At 39.4% G+C, this 17,605-nt stretch carries 14 protein-coding genes; 4 read left to right on the forward strand and 10 right to left on the reverse strand.

Annotation, left to right across the window (positions count from 1 at the left end; translation table 11 throughout):
• Positions 1-77: 77 nt before the first annotated feature.
• Genes ACFOSX_RS03180 through ACFOSX_RS03205 form a run of 6 tightly spaced genes read right to left on the reverse strand, consistent with a single transcriptional unit; the run spans position 78 to position 7,263 of the window.
• The gene (locus ACFOSX_RS03180) at positions 78-1,718 is read right to left on the reverse strand and encodes a S41 family peptidase (RefSeq protein WP_386096942.1); all 1,641 of its coding nucleotides are present in this window, start codon (positions 1,716-1,718) and stop codon (positions 78-80) included.
• A complete protein-coding gene (locus ACFOSX_RS03185) occupies positions 1,715-2,533 on the reverse strand; it encodes a DUF4349 domain-containing protein (protein ID WP_386096944.1) in 819 nt (272 codons plus the stop codon). The genes ACFOSX_RS03180 and ACFOSX_RS03185 overlap by 4 nt, the downstream gene beginning before the upstream one ends.
• Before the next feature lie 5 nt (positions 2,534-2,538).
• On the reverse strand, positions 2,539-2,931 hold the full coding sequence (rnpA, locus tag ACFOSX_RS03190) for a ribonuclease P protein component (protein WP_386096946.1): 393 nt from the start codon (positions 2,929-2,931) through the stop codon (positions 2,539-2,541).
• A gap of 37 nt (positions 2,932-2,968) precedes the next feature.
• Positions 2,969-4,780, reverse strand: a complete 1,812-nt coding sequence (locus ACFOSX_RS03195; protein ID WP_386096948.1) for a M1 family metallopeptidase — start codon at positions 4,778-4,780, stop codon at positions 2,969-2,971.
• Positions 4,781-4,789: 9 nt separating this feature from the next.
• Positions 4,790-6,394 (reverse strand): S8 family peptidase, encoded by a 1,605-nt coding sequence (locus tag ACFOSX_RS03200; RefSeq protein WP_386096950.1) that lies wholly within the window; start codon positions 6,392-6,394, stop codon positions 4,790-4,792.
• A gap of 11 nt (positions 6,395-6,405) precedes the next feature.
• Positions 6,406-7,263: an MBL fold metallo-hydrolase gene (locus tag ACFOSX_RS03205; protein WP_386096952.1), complete on the reverse strand. Its 858-nt coding sequence runs from the start codon at positions 7,261-7,263 to the stop codon at positions 6,406-6,408.
• A 151-nt stretch (positions 7,264-7,414) separates the two neighbouring features.
• Here ACFOSX_RS03205 and ACFOSX_RS03210 point away from each other — a divergent pair, with 151 nt between their 5' ends.
• On the forward strand, positions 7,415-9,319 hold the full coding sequence (locus tag ACFOSX_RS03210; protein WP_386096954.1) for a cation:proton antiporter: 1,905 nt from the start codon (positions 7,415-7,417) through the stop codon (positions 9,317-9,319).
• Here the strand turns inward: ACFOSX_RS03210 and ACFOSX_RS03215 are convergent.
• Positions 9,316-9,879, reverse strand: coding sequence for a hypothetical protein (locus tag ACFOSX_RS03215; protein WP_386096956.1), 564 nt, complete (start codon positions 9,877-9,879; stop codon positions 9,316-9,318). The genes ACFOSX_RS03210 and ACFOSX_RS03215 overlap by 4 nt on opposite strands.
• Before the next feature lie 5 nt (positions 9,880-9,884).
• Complete coding sequence (gene lepA, locus ACFOSX_RS03220; protein ID WP_386096958.1) at positions 9,885-11,681, reverse strand: translation elongation factor 4; 1,797 nt, start codon at positions 11,679-11,681, stop codon at positions 9,885-9,887.
• A 152-nt stretch (positions 11,682-11,833) separates the two neighbouring features.
• Here lepA and ACFOSX_RS03225 point away from each other — a divergent pair, with 152 nt between their 5' ends.
• Positions 11,834-14,245: a TonB-dependent receptor domain-containing protein gene (locus ACFOSX_RS03225; protein ID WP_386096960.1), complete on the forward strand. Its 2,412-nt coding sequence runs from the start codon at positions 11,834-11,836 to the stop codon at positions 14,243-14,245.
• Positions 14,246-14,303: 58 nt separating this feature from the next.
• On the opposite strand, the gene ACFOSX_RS03230 is transcribed toward ACFOSX_RS03225, so the two are convergent.
• On the reverse strand, positions 14,304-15,407 hold the full coding sequence (locus ACFOSX_RS03230; RefSeq protein ID WP_386096962.1) for a TolB family protein: 1,104 nt from the start codon (positions 15,405-15,407) through the stop codon (positions 14,304-14,306).
• A 61-nt stretch (positions 15,408-15,468) separates the two neighbouring features.
• On the opposite strand from ACFOSX_RS03230, the gene ACFOSX_RS03235 reads away from it, so the two are divergent.
• Positions 15,469-16,710, forward strand: a complete 1,242-nt coding sequence (locus tag ACFOSX_RS03235; RefSeq protein WP_386096964.1) for a M28 family peptidase — start codon at positions 15,469-15,471, stop codon at positions 16,708-16,710.
• A 9-nt stretch (positions 16,711-16,719) separates the two neighbouring features.
• A complete protein-coding gene (locus ACFOSX_RS03240; RefSeq protein ID WP_386096966.1) occupies positions 16,720-17,100 on the forward strand; it encodes a DUF4345 domain-containing protein in 381 nt (126 codons plus the stop codon).
• Here the strand turns inward: ACFOSX_RS03240 and ACFOSX_RS03245 are convergent.
• Entirely contained in the window at positions 17,081-17,593 is a 513-nt protein-coding gene (locus ACFOSX_RS03245; RefSeq protein WP_386096968.1) for a hypothetical protein, read from the reverse strand. The two genes, ACFOSX_RS03240 and ACFOSX_RS03245, sit on opposite strands and share 20 nt — an antisense overlap.
• Positions 17,594-17,605 lie beyond the last annotated feature (12 nt).

Below are 17,605 nucleotides of genomic sequence, written 5' to 3' on the forward strand. Positions count from 1 at the left end.
GTGCTACGTCATTTAGAGGGATAGATGGACGTTGCTGTTACAGCTATAAGTTGCTACAATATATACAAATAACTGACCTAATTGAGAATTTTACGATATTCTGTAGGATTTCCTAGAACATCGAGCGCTTTTCTTATCTCAGGGTTGTTGCTTTTGTAATAATCGTACAAACCTTCACTATAGAAATAACGCTTAATAATTTCATCTGTTATAAGCGAAGACAGTTTTTCCTTATTGGCATCAATAGCTGAAGATTTATAATTTTCTAAGGCCGAAACTAAACTATTGTATTCTGAATTAATAGCGCCGTTCAATTCCTCTTCTTTTGCAACGTTTAGAGCTTCATTAAATGCCGTTTCTGTCTTTGTTTCGAAGCTGAAATTATTTGTGCTCAAAAACGATTTGAAAGCTTTAAAGTCCGCATCAGAAAGTTTAAAGCTGTTTAAGTCCGAAACCTGATTCTTGTAATAATAATCGGTTGAAAAATTGAAGATGAGGTTTTCGTTTTCAATCGCTTTTGAAATAGGTGTTTGCTTGGCGCTAGCGATTTCAATATCGGGTTGAACGCCTCCGCCATCAAAAACCGAACGTCCATTCCGGGTTTTAAATTCGTTGTAATTCTCTCTTTTGGTGCGCGTGGCTTTACCTTTTTCATCCCGATTCCAATAATCCAATGCCTGAATACAGCGACCCGAAGGTGTGTAGTAGCGAGAAATGGTAATCTTCATCTGCGTTCCGTAGGTCAATGGTTTTGGACGTTGTACCAAGCCTTTCCCGAAACTACGAGCTCCGACCACAACCCCGCGGTCCATGTCTTGTAAGGCTCCCGAAACAATCTCACTTGCCGAAGCACTTTTACCGTCAATTAGAACAACCACTGGGATTTCTGTGTCAATAGCATTACGCTTGGTATAATAGGTTCTATTATATTTTTTGACACGTGATTTGGTTGTAACTACCAATTGGTCTTTTGGCACAAAGATATTCACGATGTTAACCGCCTCGCTGAGCAAACCACCAGGGTTTCCCCTTAAATCTAAAATTATTTTTTCCGCACCCTGGGCTTTCAAAGAATTTAGCGCACTAATGGTTTCAGAAGAGGCTTTTCGAGTAAATTTTCGTAAAACAATATATCCCGTATCATCACCAATCATCGAAAAATGTGGTACGGCGTCAATGTCTAGAGACTCTCGTGTAATCTTAGCGGTATTGGTTTTCCCTTGGCGCTTATAGGTAACGTTAACTTCGGTCCCCGCCGCACCTTGCAGTAAATTACCCGCATCCTCCTTAAAATCGGCAACCACAACATTGTCCACTTTTATGATTTCGTCACCCGCTTTCATACCCGCTTTGTCCGCCGCATAACCTTTATAAGGCTCTACAATAACGAGTTTGTCTTTTAGTGTTAATACTTTGGCGCCAATCCCCGTGTAATCGCCCGCATTGTTTAAACGTGATGTTTGTACGTCTTGTTCGTTATAAAAGCGTGTGTAGGGGTCTAAATCGTCCATCATGCTTTTAATTGCGGTGTCCATCAATTCCGCCGGATTGGTATCATCCACATAATTAATGTTCAGTTCCTTAAACATGGTGGTGAATATTTCAATCTGCTTTGCGATTTCAAAGAAGTCGTTTTTATAGGCAGACGCACTTAGAAAAAGCACAATTGCCAAAACAGGAACTATGATTTTCGTTCTTAAAATTTGCTTCAATTTCATGATTTGTTACGTTTTTTTAGCCATCGCCTCAAGAGCCAGGCGCCGAGAATTAATAATAAAATAAATGGCCAGATGTATAATATGCCCAGGAAAAACATGGAAATACCATCAAAACCAGAGCTAATGGCTTTCCACATTTTAGACCCGTAAGATTGTGTGACGCCAGTTTCCGTAGTAACCTTATAAAATTCAATGGTCAGGGTACTTAGTGACACTTTATTTTGAAGGTAATTCAATCGTCCTTGCTTGGCTTCAATATCTTCTCTAATGCTTGAAAGTTCTCGCTCAATTTCCAGAATTTCCTTAACATTTTTAGCTTTTGAAAGCAATTGTAAATAGCGTTCTTCAAGCGTACGTTTGGCTTTTAAACGTGCTTCCAAATCGATAAATTCCTCGGTAACATCTCGAGAGGTGATGCGTTTTGAATCGAAATACTCTACATTATCGTCAATAGCATCAATGGTACTTTCAAAATTTGTGGTAGGAATACGCGCCACAATACGCCTTGAAACGCGATTATACCCTTTGTTTGAAGAATCATCTTGAATATAGCCTTTGTTTGAGGAAATCGCGGAAACCACCGCCTTGTGCGATTCCTCTAAATCCTGGGTTTCAAAACTTAAAAACGATTCTTTTATGAGTTTTTGTTCTTGAACCTCAGCATCGTCCGATTGTGGTTGCACTTTGAAACTCTCTGCAACTTCCATATCTAAGGCTACAGCATCCATTTCAGAAACAGCATAGGATTCATTGCCAGAATCATTAGAACAAGCCAAAGGAATCGCCAAAATATAAAGGGCTAACAAATATTTCATATCTACTATTTTGAAATTGCCTTTTCAAACTTCCCAAACAACTTTTGAGTTGCTTTTTCTACGGTTTCATAATCAGGCATCGTGTTACCAATGTACAAAATCATAAACGCAAATTGCTCGTCCTTAGTGTTAATTTGGGGTTTATTTAACCTATAGGCCTCACGTAATAAACGCTTTATGCGATTGCGGTCAACCGCTTTTTTGAAATAGCGCTTACTCACAGAAACTCCTGTTTTGACTGGTGAGTTGTCTTCAAATTCAGTTTTAAGATAAACTAAACGCAAAGGATAGGCCGCTACCGATTGCCCTTCTGTAAAGAGCTGGTCAATGGTACGCTTGCTTTTAAGCTTTTCTTGTTTTGGATATTTAAATGACATCAGACGAAAAAACCTCGCCATACGTGACGAGGTTTTAAAAATAAGATTTAAATCCTATTTACAACTTGTTATTATCTCTATTGATATCTGCCATGAGTTGCGAAGGGTCTATTTCTACACTTGAAACAGCTTTACCAGCATCAAAACTGTAGGTTGGATAGGCCCAAGCCCAATCATCAACAATAGTTGCTGGGGTTGGTTTTTCGCCACGCATCATCTGTAGAGGAATATAAAAATCCTTAGTAGAACCATCAGTGTAGGTCACCGTGACATCTAATGGCATTGGCATTAATCCAATTCGCTCTAAAGTAACTGAGTTGCCATCAACACTTTTAACACCATAATCAATAGTGTTTGTGGTTTGGGCAAAATCAATAAGGTACCAATCTAATTCAAAATTTGTGATTCGCTCGGCCGTTCTTACGATATCCATTGGTTTAGGATGCTTAAATGCGAAATCATTAAAATACTTTTTAATGGTTTTGTCTAAATTTTCCTCACCGATAATGTAACCTAGTTGTGCCATGAACACAGCACCTTTACTATATGCGGCCGCACCATAGGCGCCATTTAAAGCGTATCGGTCTGCATGTGTTGTTAAGGGTTGCTCAAAACCAGATTTTGCTAAGCCAATATAACCACGATAAGAGCCTGCAAACGGATTATCGGCATTACGCCCAGTGACTTTATTCATGGCTCTAGCTGATATATAACTTGTAAAACCTTCATCTAACCACTCGTGTTTGGCTTCGTTGGTGGCCAATAAAAATTGAAACCAGGTATGTGCCAACTCGTGCGATGTAACACCCAAGAGACTACCAAAACTACGCTCTCCTGTGATTAATGTAGACATGGCATATTCCATACCGCCATCACCACCTTGGATTACCGAGTATTGCTCGTAAGGATATTTACCAATATTTTCAGAGAAAAACTGCATTAATTCTACGGTTTTTGGCTGAAGATCTTTCCAGTTTTTCTTTTGTTCGTCGGTTAAGGTATTCTGATAGTAAAAATGAAGCATTGGCCCATTAGGTACCTGCATGGTATCGTGAATATAATCTGGATCCGCGGCCCAGGTAAAATCGTGTACATTCGGTGCCACAAAATGAAGCATCTTTTTGTTTCCAGAGACTTTTGGTTCGCCTTGAAGATAACCTGTGCCTCCAACAACATAGTCTTTGTGTATGTTTAATTTAACATCAAAATCACCCCAAACCCCATGAAACTCACGTCCAATGTAAGGGTCTGCATGCCAGCCTTCATCATCGTACTCCGCTAACTTAGGGTACCATTGTGTCATACTCAAGGAAACACCTTCCTTATTGTTGCGACCAGAACGTCTAATTTGAACTGGCACTTGTGCGTCCCATTCCATATCAAAGGTTACTTTTTCGCCTGGTTGAATCGGTTTTGCCAATTCAACTTCTAGAACGGTTCCTACAGTTTCGTGATTTAAAGTTGTTCCGTTTTGCTTCAAGGAATTCACTTTGATATAACCAATCTCGTTAGGCTGTAATTTACTGATACGATCTCCCACTCTAGCATCTGGGTCTTGGATGGTTCTTGATCGCACATCCATTTCACTACCTGGTTGAAATGCATTGAAATATAAATGATAATAAACACGATAGAGTACGTCAGGCGAATTATTGGTGTACACCAAATTCTGTTTGCCCTTGTATTGATAGGTGTCCACATCCATATCAATTTCCATTTTGTAGTCTACGCGTTGTAGCCAATCACAATCAGCCGATGCCATTACTGGTGGTGGTGGAGGTGGCGGTGGAACGTCTGATGGGGTTTGGGCCGCTGAGCCACATGACCAAAATAGACCTAAGCTCAAGAGAGCGACATATACTTTTTTCATACTGTAAATTTATAATTTAGACGCCATAACTAGCGCGTTGTAGGCATTTGCAATTTTTCCTGATTTTGAAAGTTCTGAGAATGGTCTAACATCTGAAGCGTCACCACCTACAATAACTTTAGTGCTTAAAGGTATTCCTGAGTCTAAAATAACCGCCTTGACTTGCTTTGCAGAAAGGTTAGGATATTGAGAACGAATCAATGCAGCTAAACCAGCAACTGCAGGAGCCGCCATTGACGTCCCGCTATTTTTTTCATACTCATTCTCTGGGACTGTAGAGTAAATTTGTCCTCCTGGCGCGTAGATGTCTACATTTTTCTTCCCGTAGTTAGAAAAACTAGCTACCACTTTACTACCGTATTTTGGAGATAACGCACCAACGGAAATGTAAGTATCTGAAACTTCAGCGCCGTTAAGGTTATCTGCCGGATAATTAGGCTCCACGTCAATATCTTTACTGTCGTTACCAGCTGCGTGAACAAAAACCACATCTTTTGAAGCCGCATATTTAATGGCATCTCTTACCCACTCACTTCTAGGGGAGAAAGATTTTCCGAAACTTCCATTTATTACTTTGGCGCCGTTGTCGACCGCGTAACGTATTGCTAAAGCCACATCTTTATCATATTCATCACCATTTGGTACGGTTCTAATGGACATGATTTCCACATTATTGGCCACACCGTTAGCACCTTTGCCGTTATTTCGTTCTGCGGCAATAATTCCCGCAACATGTGTTCCGTGAGCTTCGGAAGCTTTTACAGGAGAGACATTGCCATTTCCATAACCAGTATCCGTGATGTCATTAATATCGTCACCTGTTTTTCTTCCTGAAAACTCCTTATTTAAATTAAAATTTAAACGTTCGTTAATGCTTTCTAGAGCGTCATTAATTTCTTCAACTGCAGAACTCATGGATTCAATGCCGTTGGCTTGTACGTTTTGAGCCAAGCCTTTTGCTTGTAACAAAGCTTGATTTTCAGTTTTTATGGCACTAACCTCATCAAAGGTGTAATCGCTTTTACCTAAGTGAGCGGTCAGCGTTTCGTGAGCACCTTTTACTGCCTGAAAGATTTGCTCATACTGCGTTTTACGCCCTAACCACACCTGATATTGCTCATCATATTCCCTTTGAGCACTAGCGTACAAAGGATTATTGGTGTCGCCACTAGCAATTATTCTTACATATTCCAACTGTTCATCATAACCATCACCGAGAAAATTCCAGCCATGGATATCATCCACATAACCATTGTTATCGTCGTCTTTTCCGTTGTTTGGGATTTCATCTTTGTTGGTCCAAATTACGCCGTCTAGGTCTTCATGATCAATATCAATTCCTGAATCAATTACCGCAACAATAACCTTGGTTCCTTTTTTGTTTTTTATTAATTCAGAATAAGCTCTGTCTACACTCATTCCCGGAATAGTGTCTTTTACTAAGTCTAAATGTCCCCAGTTTTTTGCTTCAGCGTCACTTAAGTCAGAAACTTTTAAGGGAAGCGTGTCTATATTCTCTATCGGCGTAGAAATAATAGGCGCTGGACTTCCACAGCCCACAGCTAGTAACGTTCCTGCTACTAGTCCAAAAATCATTTTTTTATTCATTTTCATAAATTCGAAGGTTAAAATATATCATCACAGCGGAAGGTCTCGTTTAATCTCACGCCTTTCTCTGTGTGTTTTACGGTTATTATTTCATTATGAGCATCGTGTTCCAAAAAGAGATACAGATTATCGTCTGCAGCTTTTTTCAAAAACAGCTCTTTTTCATCGAGTGTAAGTAAGGGCCTTGTATCATAACCCATTACAAAAGGTATGGACAAATGTCCGGCAGTTGGCAAAAGGTCTGCCATAAAGCAAAAGGTTTTACCCTTATAGTCAATCATTGGAATCATTTGCTTGTCTGTGTGGCCATTGGCAAAGAAAATATTGAAGCCCAATTCGGAATTATTCAAAAAATGACCATCTGGCAAGCCCGTAAATTTTAATTGTCCCGAGTCTTCCATGGGTAGAATATTCTCTTTTAAAAAAGAAGCCTTTTCACGCTTATTAGGGTTTGTCGCCCACGCCCAATGATCCATATTAGTCCAAAAGTGGGCGTTTTTAAATGCGGGTTCATAGCCTGTTTGGTCTTTATTCCACTGAACACTACCACCACAATGGTCAAAATGCAAATGTGTCATAAACACATCGGTAATATCGTCACGGTGAAACCCATGGGCAGCCAAGGATTTGCCTAGCGTGTGGTCGCCCCACAAATGGTAATAGCCAAAAAACTTATCACTTTGCTTATTGCCCATACCTGTATCAATAAGAATCAGCCGATTTTCATCCTCAACCAACAAGCATCTTGCCGCAATATCTATCATATTATTGCTATCCGCAGGATTGGTTCGTTGCCATAAAGATTTTGGCACAACGCCAAACATGGCTCCGCCGTCTAGCTTAAAATGTCCTGCTTGTATGGGGTATAATTGCATAGGTCACGCAAATTAACAAATATCAAGGATTTGATTGAGGCTATTTAGAATTAATTAAGATGGATAAATTGTTGTTTAATGACCTCTTAATTTTTACCGAGCGCTTATATATGATTCAGAAATTAGTATTTTCACGCTAAATAAATCAGCGATGTTAGAACTAGGAGGCATAATTATTTTGGGGATTTTAGCACAATGGGTGGCTTGGAAGTTTAAGATTCCGGCGATTTTACCTTTGATTTTAATCGGACTGCTTGTTGGCCCAATTGCTGCTGAATTTTTAAGTGATGACGGTACCAAGTGGATTGAACCCATTTGGAATGGGGAAGAAGGATTATTCCCAGGGGAGAGTCTGTTCTATTTTGTCTCCCTGGCTATTAGTATTATTCTTTTTGAAGGTGGCTTGACCCTAAAAATGGGAGAAATAAAGAATGTTGGTCCCGTTATTACAAAGCTTATATCTATTGGCGCTTTAGTTACTTTCATTGGCGCTGCTGTTGCCGAACACTTTATATATGGACTGTCTTGGGAAGTGTCTTTCCTGTTTTCGGGATTGATTATTGTAACAGGACCAACGGTGATTACCCCGATCCTTAGAAATATTCCATTGAAGAAAGATGTCTCTGCCGTTCTTAAATGGGAAGGTATACTCATAGACCCTATCGGCGCTTTGGTAGCGGTATTGGTCTTTGAGTTTATCAGTGTTGATGCCGGTAGTGAGTTTACTAAAACCGCATTAATTGAGTTCGGAAAGATTGTGCTTTTTGGAGCAACCTTCGGTTTTACCTTTGCCCATGGCTTAAATTTCATTCTGAACAAAAAATTGGTGCCACACTATCTTATGAATGTGTTTACCTTGGCTATTGTTCTTGGTGTTTTTGTTTTGTCTGAAAACTTTGCACACGAGTCTGGCTTATTGGCTGTAGTGGTTATGGGAATGGTTATGGGGAACTCCAATTCGCCTTATCTAAAAGACATCCTATATTTTAAAGAATCGCTCAGTGTTTTACTGATTTCCATACTTTTTATACTATTGGCCGCCAACATTAATATGGCTGAGTTGTATTCGATTTATAACTGGAAAACGGCCGCTTTATTCGCCGTAATCGTCTTTATTGTTAGGCCTTTGGGCGTTTTTTTAAGTACTATGGGTTCATCCTTAAAACTCAATGAAAAACTGTTTATCAGTTGGGTAGGCCCTCGTGGTATTGTTGCCGCTGGTATCGCGTCTTTATTTGGGTTGAAGTTGGTCAAAGAAGGTGTTCCAGATGCTGAATTTATTACACCCTTGGTGTTTGTGGTTGTTTTAGGCACTGTATTATTGAATGCGACGACAGCCAGAATGTTCGCCAAACTCGTTGGTGTATTCTTGGATAAATCGGACGGTATTTTAATCGTCGGAGCGTCAAAACTATCACGTTTATTAGGACATTATCTTGAAACAAACGGTCGCCATGTAGTGCTCATCGACAGCAATCAGACGAATATCGAAAAAGCCAAAGAACTCGGTCTTGAGGCGATAACAACCAATATTTATTCAGACAATCTTATCGATAATATCGAATTAAATGACGTCGGATTTTTGATGGCCTTGACCGGAAATTCAGAAATCAATAAATACGCCATTAATAAGTACGGCAAACAATTTGGAGAAAACGGATCGTATCGACTGATAACCTCAACCGAAATGCGTGACGAAAATGACAACCCAAGAGAAGGCTTGTTCTCCCATACAGATGATTACAGCGCTTTATCGGGCTTAGTGCGTAAATATCCTAGCATACAAGAAATTAAGCTAAGAGACCGCGATCATTATAATCAGCTCATTCAGATTACCAATGAGGACAAGGATATTGTTCCTGTGTTCCTCCGTGATCCCGATGGTGAGTTTAGAATTATCACCAGCTTTAGCGTGGATATGGAATTAGAGTTTGAGCAGTCGAGCCTCGTGTACCTAGGTAAGCCTTTTGATGTAGAGACTATGGCAGCAAAGGATGCACTAACAGCACCGCAAAACGAAAATGCCGAGGACAATACAGAAAGCAGAGAGGACTAAGGCTTAGTTTTTCGATGCCTTTCGTAGGCTTCGATCGCGTCAAGATAGTTTTGTGCACCTTGCATGCTTAAATCGTGAATAAATCCATCTAAGTCTGGGTGATTTTTTTCAATAAATTGAACCAGTGAATCCACACGTTGACCCCAAAGAGGCCAATCGGCAGTTGGGCAATCCAACTCTTTTATTTTTGAAATTTTCCCGTCCACAAACGAAAACTCATAGCTACAAGACATCGCATTGTTTTGAAGAAATTTAATCTTCATGGAGTTTAAAGAGACTTTCGCAATACGTTTTTTATGTTGAACTGTAATGGAATTCAATTTATATTTCGGTTGAAATACGGAATCCCACTTAAATTGTTTGTAATAACTTTCAGGATTAAAAGGCATCACATTATCTCCCGAAATCAGAGTAACACTGTCAGCTAAAACAGCTTTAATTTTTGAATAATCCCCGTCTTGAAACCCGCTGTAGTAACGTTTTATCTGCTGTGTTTCTGAATCCGTTGAGATACATGAAACAGCTAACAATAAACCCAAACCTAAAAGCAGTCGCTTCATGGGTCTTAATCATTCAACTTTAAAACAGCCATAAACGCTTGTTGCGGTATTTCTACATTACCGACTTGGCGCATACGTTTCTTACCTTTTTTCTGCTTCTCCAATAGTTTTCGCTTACGCGAAATATCACCACCATAACATTTGGCTGTAACATCCTTACGTAACGCTTTAATGGTTTCTCGTGCAATGATTTTTGCACCAATGGCGGCTTGCACTGGGATATCAAATTGTTGTCTCGGAATAAGCTCCTTTAATTTTTCGGTCATTTTCTTCCCAATCGTATACGCATTGTCTGCATGGACTAAAGCAGAAAGGGCATCAACTGTTTGAGCATTTAAAAGAATATCCACTCGTACTAATTTCGATGCACGCAAACCAATTGGCGCATAATCAAAAGAAGCATAACCTTTTGATACGGTTTTTAATCGGTCGTAAAAATCGAAGACGATTTCCGCCAATGGCATATCAAAACTTAATTCTACACGCTCGGTCGTCAAATACGTTTGGTTCGTAATCTGGCCGCGCTTTTCTATACAGAGGCTCATTACGTTACCAACAAAGTCAGACTTCGTAATAATTGTTGCTTTGATGTAAGGCTCCTCAACACGATTTAAGGTAGAAGGCTCAGGCAAATCCGATGGATTGTTTACAATCACAACTTCATCTGGATTTTTATTGGTAAAGGCGTGATAACTTACGTTAGGTACCGTGGTAATCACGGTCATATCAAACTCACGTTCCAAACGTTCTTGGATGATTTCCAAATGCAACATACCTAAGAACCCACAACGGAAGCCAAAACCTAAAGCGGCAGAACTTTCTGGTAGAAAAACCAATGACGCATCGTTCAGCTGTAATTTTTCCATGGAAGCTCTAAGCTCTTCGTAATCCTCGGTGTCCACGGGATAAATTCCTGCAAAAACCATAGGCTTTACGTCTTCAAACCCTTCAATAGCATTGGTGGTTGGGTTTTTGGCATCGGTAATGGTATCGCCAACCTTAACTTCTTTGGCTTCTTTTATTCCTGTGATCACATAGCCTACATCACCAGCTTTTATTTCTTTTCTTGGGAATTGCTTTAATTTAAGTGTCCCAATTTCATCAGCGAAGTAATTCTTTCCTGTGGCGATGAATTTTATGTTTTGGCCTTTGGTGATTTTACCGTTTAAGACTCTAAAGTAGGTTTCAACACCTCTAAATGGGTTATAAACCGAATCAAAAATCAAAGCTTGTAACGGCTCGTCCACATTACCTTTTGGCGCGGGAATCCTATCTATAATAGCGTCTAAAATATCCTGAATACCTAAACCGGTTTTTGCGCTTGCAGGAATCACTTCCGACGCATCGCAACCTAATAAATCTACGATATCGTCCGTCACTTCTTCAGGACTAGCACTTGGCAAATCGATTTTATTAAGAACCGGAATGATTTCCAAGTCATTCTCCAGAGCCAGATATAAATTAGAAATCGTCTGCGCCTGAATACTTTGCGCCGCATCCACAATCAGCAAAGCGCCTTCACAAGCAACAATAGAACGCGATACTTCGTAGGAGAAATCCACGTGACCTGGCGTGTCAATTAAATTCAAGATATACGGCTCCCCATTGTGTACATATTCCATTTGTATGGCATGCGATTTAATGGTAATACCACGCTCACGCTCCAAATCCATATTGTCTAGCAACTGGTCCTGTTTCTCGCGATCGGTGACCGATCCTGTAAAATCCAACAAGCGATCCGCAAGGGTACTTTTACCATGATCAATATGCGCAATAATGCAAAAATTACGAATGTTCTTCATAAGTGGGTTCTAAGCCGTTTCAATTTGCAAATATACGTGAATTTAAGCCGTTTTATAACTTAAAAAACCCTGATATTATGTGCTCAACCTTACGGTTTTTCCATAATAAGAAGTAAAAAACTATTTATATATTGCGGACAAACCCTAAAGTCTTGATTACATTTAAGCACATACTGTGCGTCTTTTTTTGTTTTTGTAGCTGGAACGCGCTTTCTCAGGAATATAAAATCTCGGGCAAAGTCGTCGATCAGAATAACAGCCCAATTTCTTTTGCCAATGTTTTAATCTTAAATTCTGAAGACGACAGCTTCGTAAGCGGCACAAGTACAAGTGATGATGGTGAGTTTGTGTTTGAAGCGATTGCAGAAGGTCAATACAAATTGAAGGTTACCTTCATTGGCTTTAAAACTGTGGAGCAAGACTTAAATCTCGTTGCCGACGCCAATCTTGAAACCATTATACTCATAGAAGATTCTGAAACCTTAGGGGAAGTCAGTGTCATTGCCAGAAAACCTAAGGTAACCCGAAAAGCGGATCGCCTAACCTTTAACATCGCAAATACAGCATTAACGGAAGGTAGTACGCTTCAGGTTTTGCGAAGTACACCTGGCGTTATTGTTACCGACGGAAGCATCAATATTAAAAGTTCGCCGGCAGTTATCTACATTAACGAGCGCCGTGTACAATTGACCATGCCAGAAGTGATTCAATTACTGGAAAGTGCACCCGCCAATAGTATAAAATCCGTGGACGTGATTACCAATCCACCCGCAAGTTACGATGCGGATAGCGGTGCAGTCATCAACATTACTATGGATAAAAACCTGATTGCAGGTTACAGAGGAAGTATTGCAACGAGCTACACACAAGGAGTGTATCCGCGCTATGATATAGGGACTAGTCATTTCTTTAAAAACGATAAGATTGATTTAAACATCAATTATAATTTCAACAAGCAGAAGATTAATAGAGATGATGTTGACCAAATCAATTACTTGAATGACAACCTAACTTTAGACGAAATTTGGACCTCTGATGTAGATAGAACGACACGCTCTGAAACGCATAATTTGAGTCTTAACCTAGATGTAGACTTAAGCGACAAAACCGTTTTGAGTCTCAATTCTACAGGACTTTATACGCCAAAATTCAACTATAGCATTTTTAACAATACAGTGATTAAAGACGCCAATGGTGATTTTAATTCACGATTTACGGCAGACAATTTGTCTACCGACGATAAGTATAATGTTGGGACAGATATCGGGTTGCGCCATGAATTTAAAGATGCGTCTTCGTTAAATATCTCAGGGCATTACACTACTTATAATTACGAACGCAACCAAGGTGTGATCAGTAACTTCTTTGACGAAAACAATACGTTCGAGGGCGATTCAGAATTTAGAACGCTTGCTGAGCAGGCCACAGAAATCCTCAACGGTAAGGTGGATTACAGCCTACCCATGAGCGAATCAGCTTCTTTAGAAACTGGACTGAAGTATAGTAATGTTACCACTCAAAGTTCTATAGAACGCTTGGATGTCATCAATGGTCAAGAACAAATTAACCAAGCCAATAGCAATGCCTTTGATTATGGTGAAAAAGTGTTTGCTGGCTACATCAATTATACCAAATCTTGGGATAAATGGGATTTAACTTTAGGTCTCAGGGCGGAGCAAACCAATGTAGAAGGGTTTTCGGAAACTCTAAGCCAGACCAATACACAAGACTATTTAGAATGGTTTCCAAACCTTAGTCTTACGCATGCCGTGAGCGATAACACGAGTCTCTACGTTAATTATAAACGTAGCATTACAAGACCTAATTATACTGACCTTAATCCGTTTACGTTTTTTTTAAACGAAAATACGGTGGTTGAAGGCAATCCAAACCTAAATCCGACATTTATGGATCACGTCATATTGGGTTCGAGCGCCGGGAACTTTACGTTTGAATTTTATTATATCAATAATGATGGCGCCATCGCGGAGCTACCTATACAAGACAATCAGACCAATATCATTAGCTACACTCCTGTAAACCTCAATAAGGTTGTGGATTATGGCTTTGATGTATCTTATTATTACGGCGCAGACCGATGGACATTGTATTTATTGAATTCTGTCTTCAATATAACTGAGGAAGTCGACTTCGGCAGAGGATTCACTGAACAGAGCCAATGGTCTAACCTTACAATTTTATCGAACTCGTTCTCTTTTCTGAAGGACAGAAGCTTAAAAACCAATTTATCACTAACCTATTTCCAGGAGAATCAACAAGGGTTGTCCACTATTTCAGGTCGAGTGTGGTCAGATTTCAGTATAAGTAAAACGATCTTTGACAAAAAAGGAATTCTATCCTTGTCTTTCGGAGACATATTCAATAAGAACGATTACACGTTACGCTACAATTATTTAGACCAAAGCGGTCGGAGAGCCACTGACATAGACAATCGTTTCGTAAAACTAGGCTTCCGTTATAAATTTGGAAACACAGGGTTAAATACAAACGAACGCGGTACAGATGCTGAAGAGCGCGAGCGAATTAAAGACCTCTCCAACTAGTCGGGTGCATTCCGCAATAATTAAGAATGTTCTCTTTGGAATTTATATCAGGATTACGCTAATCTTGCCATTCTGCAATAAATAGGTTCGTGTCCCTTCCGCCACCGTTGTTTCGGTTAGACGAGAATGCTAAGTATTTACCATCATTTGAAAAGACCGGAAAGGCATCGAAGGTTTCTCCGTGAGTCACACGGGTTAAATTTTTACCATCAATATCTATCAAGTATAAGTTGAAAGGAAAACCGCGTTCCGCTTCAAAATTTGAAGAGAATAAGATTTTCTCGCCACTTGGATGAAAAAACGGACTCCAGTTGGCATTGCCTAATTCCGTTAATTGTCTTAAGCCAGACCCATCAGCGTTACAGATGTACAATTCCATTTCTGTTGGTTCTACCAAACCTTCAGCCAAAAGCGCTTTGTAATCTGTAATTTCTTTTTCCGTTTTTGGGCGCGATGACCTAAAAATGAGTTTTGTGCCGTCTGGCGAAAAGAATGCACCACCATCATAACCTAATTCGTTGGTAATTTGCTTTACATCACTGCCGTCAATGTTCATAGTGTATAATTCTAAGTCACCACTTCGGGTTGATGTGAATACTATTTTATCACCCTTTGGAGAAACTGTTGGTTCGGCATCGTAGCCAATTTCATTGGTAAGTTGCTTTACAATATTACCTTCTAAATCCGCTACAAAAATGTCATAACTGTCATAAATCGGCCAGATGTATTTTCCGTTTTTTCGTAATGGTGTGTCTGGGCATTTCTCATCACCCAAATGTGTTGAGGCATAAATAATATGTTTATTGTCTGGCAAAAAATAGGCGCAAGTGGTACGGCCTTTTCCTGTGCTAATCATAGGAGGTGTTTTGTCTTTAAAAGTTTCGTCGACATCCATTAAAAACATTTGGTCGCAACCAACGCCCCAAGCCGTGTTGTTAGATTGAAACACTAACTGTTTATCATCAAAACTCCAGTAGGCTTCGGCATTATCACCACCAAAGGTGACTTGTCTTATGGATTTAAAATGGGTTTCTTCAGGATAAATAAGCGAATCCTTTTCAACAATTTCCGAAGTAATTTCGTTGCCGTCAACCGCTTTTTTCTCATCCTTACAAGATGACATAAGAAACATGCATAATAGAATTCCAAAGATTGATTTCATAAGAGTACAATTATAAGAACTAGTGATTTATACCTAATTTTGGCAAAAATAAGTGTTAGAAATGAGAACCCTATTTCTTTTAGTGATTTTTGGCTTGGTTTTGTCTTGTAAAAACGAAGCTCCTGTTTATGAAAATAATATAAAATCGGACGTCGCTTTTTTAGCCAATGATGATTTAGAAGGACGCCAAACCGGAACGGATGGTGCAGAAAAAGCATCAGACTACATAGCTGAGCGTTTTAAAGCCATTGGATTGCTACCAAAAGGCACCGATGGCTTTTTACAAGCCTTCTCCTTTAAACCGAAAACTGACCCGCACAAAGAAGTTGAATTCACCGTGAATAGCGATAGTACCGTAACCGGAAAAAATGTCATTGGCTTTATTGATAATCAAGCTCAAAACACCATCGTTATCGGTGCGCATTACGACCATCTAGGTTATGGTGGTGAAGACTCATTATACATAGAAAACGATAAAGCCGTGCATAATGGTGCCGACGATAATGCGAGCGGTGTTGCCGTAATGCTCGATTTGGCTTCAAAATTAAACACCACTTCTGAAGAGGACCCATTAGCAAATAACAACTACTTATTTATTGCCTTTTCAGGCGAAGAAATGGGTTTGCTAGGGTCTAATTATTTTTCGAAAAACCCAACGATTCCGGCAGAAACTATTAACTATATGATTAATATGGATATGGTTGGAAGACTAAAAGAAGACCAAACGCTGGCGGTTTACGGTTTAGGTACGTCGCCGATATTGAAACAGACCATCAAATCGAATAACGATAAATTCAGGATTATTGAAAACGAAAGTGGTGTTGGTCCATCGGACCATACTTCGTTTTATCTGATTGATGTTCCGGTGTTGCACTTCTTTACGGGTCAGCATACGGATTATCACAAACCAGGAGACGATTCTGAAAAATTGAATTACGAAGGGATGGATTTGATTTCGGATTACATATTCAACATTATTTCAGACTTGGACAACAACGGAAAACTCCCGTTTAGAACCACTAAAAACGAAAGCGACGAAGTACCACGATTTAAAGTGGGGCTTGGTGTTGTGCCAGATTATATGTTCTCAGGAAAAGGGATGCGCATCGATGGGACAAGAGAAGACACACCAGCCTTTGAAGCAGGCTTGCAAAAAGGCGACGTTGTTGTAAAATTGGGCGATAGTACAGTCACAGACATGATGAGTTATATGCGTGCTTTGTCTGCATTTAATGAAGGCGATACAGCCGAAATTTCAGTAAAACGAAACGATTCCTTAATCAACACTAAGGTGAAGTTTTAGTAACATAACTTGAAGCTTTCAAAATATAATATCCACCTCTTTATATCAGCAATCATTGTGCTTTACGCAGGGATTTGCTATGGGTTTTTCCCAGATGTATTCTTGAAAATTCATCCGTCGACTGCGGATGAGTTTAATTTTCAAAAAGCCATTATGATGCTCTATCTGGGTTTTGCTTCGATTTGGCTTTTGGGCTTATTGAACGCTAGTTATTTAAAAACCGCAATGCTAAGCCAAGTCGTTTTTATGCTGGCTTTGGCACTTGGTCGGATGATGAGTATGGCTTTAGATGGAATACCTTCAAATTTTTATCTATATGGCGTTTTGGGAGAGTTGTTTTTGGGAGTTTATGGGGTTTGGGCGCTTATTACTAATCACGAACAGAATTAATTATACCCATTGCTTGGCCGAAATAATTTTCAAACAGATCGGCCCTTGCCATAAAACTATAGGATCTAAGAACTGAATTCTTTTTAGAGATAAATTCAACCTTTTTATATTTGTTGTTATTATAGTTTAAAAATATTTCATACTCGATCTTGTAAATAAATCGAGGATTATCTATAGTTTTTGAAATTAAGTAGTTTTTTTTGACCTCATGAGGTCTCAAGATATTGGCGTGGCTAACCAATATTTTTTCAATATTCTTTTCCTTGTAGACAGCACTTAATCTATTTGGATATACCACAATTTGATTGACACCAGTACTATCGAGGCGCTTTGAATCAATTGGCTTAATCAAAATATAGCCATAAAATTTTATCACTTTCCAAGTTTCGGGATGGCTAAATTGTAGCCCAGAGCCTTTAAAAGTTTTTATTTTAGCTTGCGAGTGAGAGAGGCTAAAAGAAATAATAAGAAAAAGGACAAGAATATATTTCACAGGTCTAAAGTA

The organism is Winogradskyella maritima (assembly GCF_042650215.1).
Taxonomy (GTDB): Bacteria; Bacteroidota; Bacteroidia; order Flavobacteriales; family Flavobacteriaceae; genus Winogradskyella; species Winogradskyella maritima.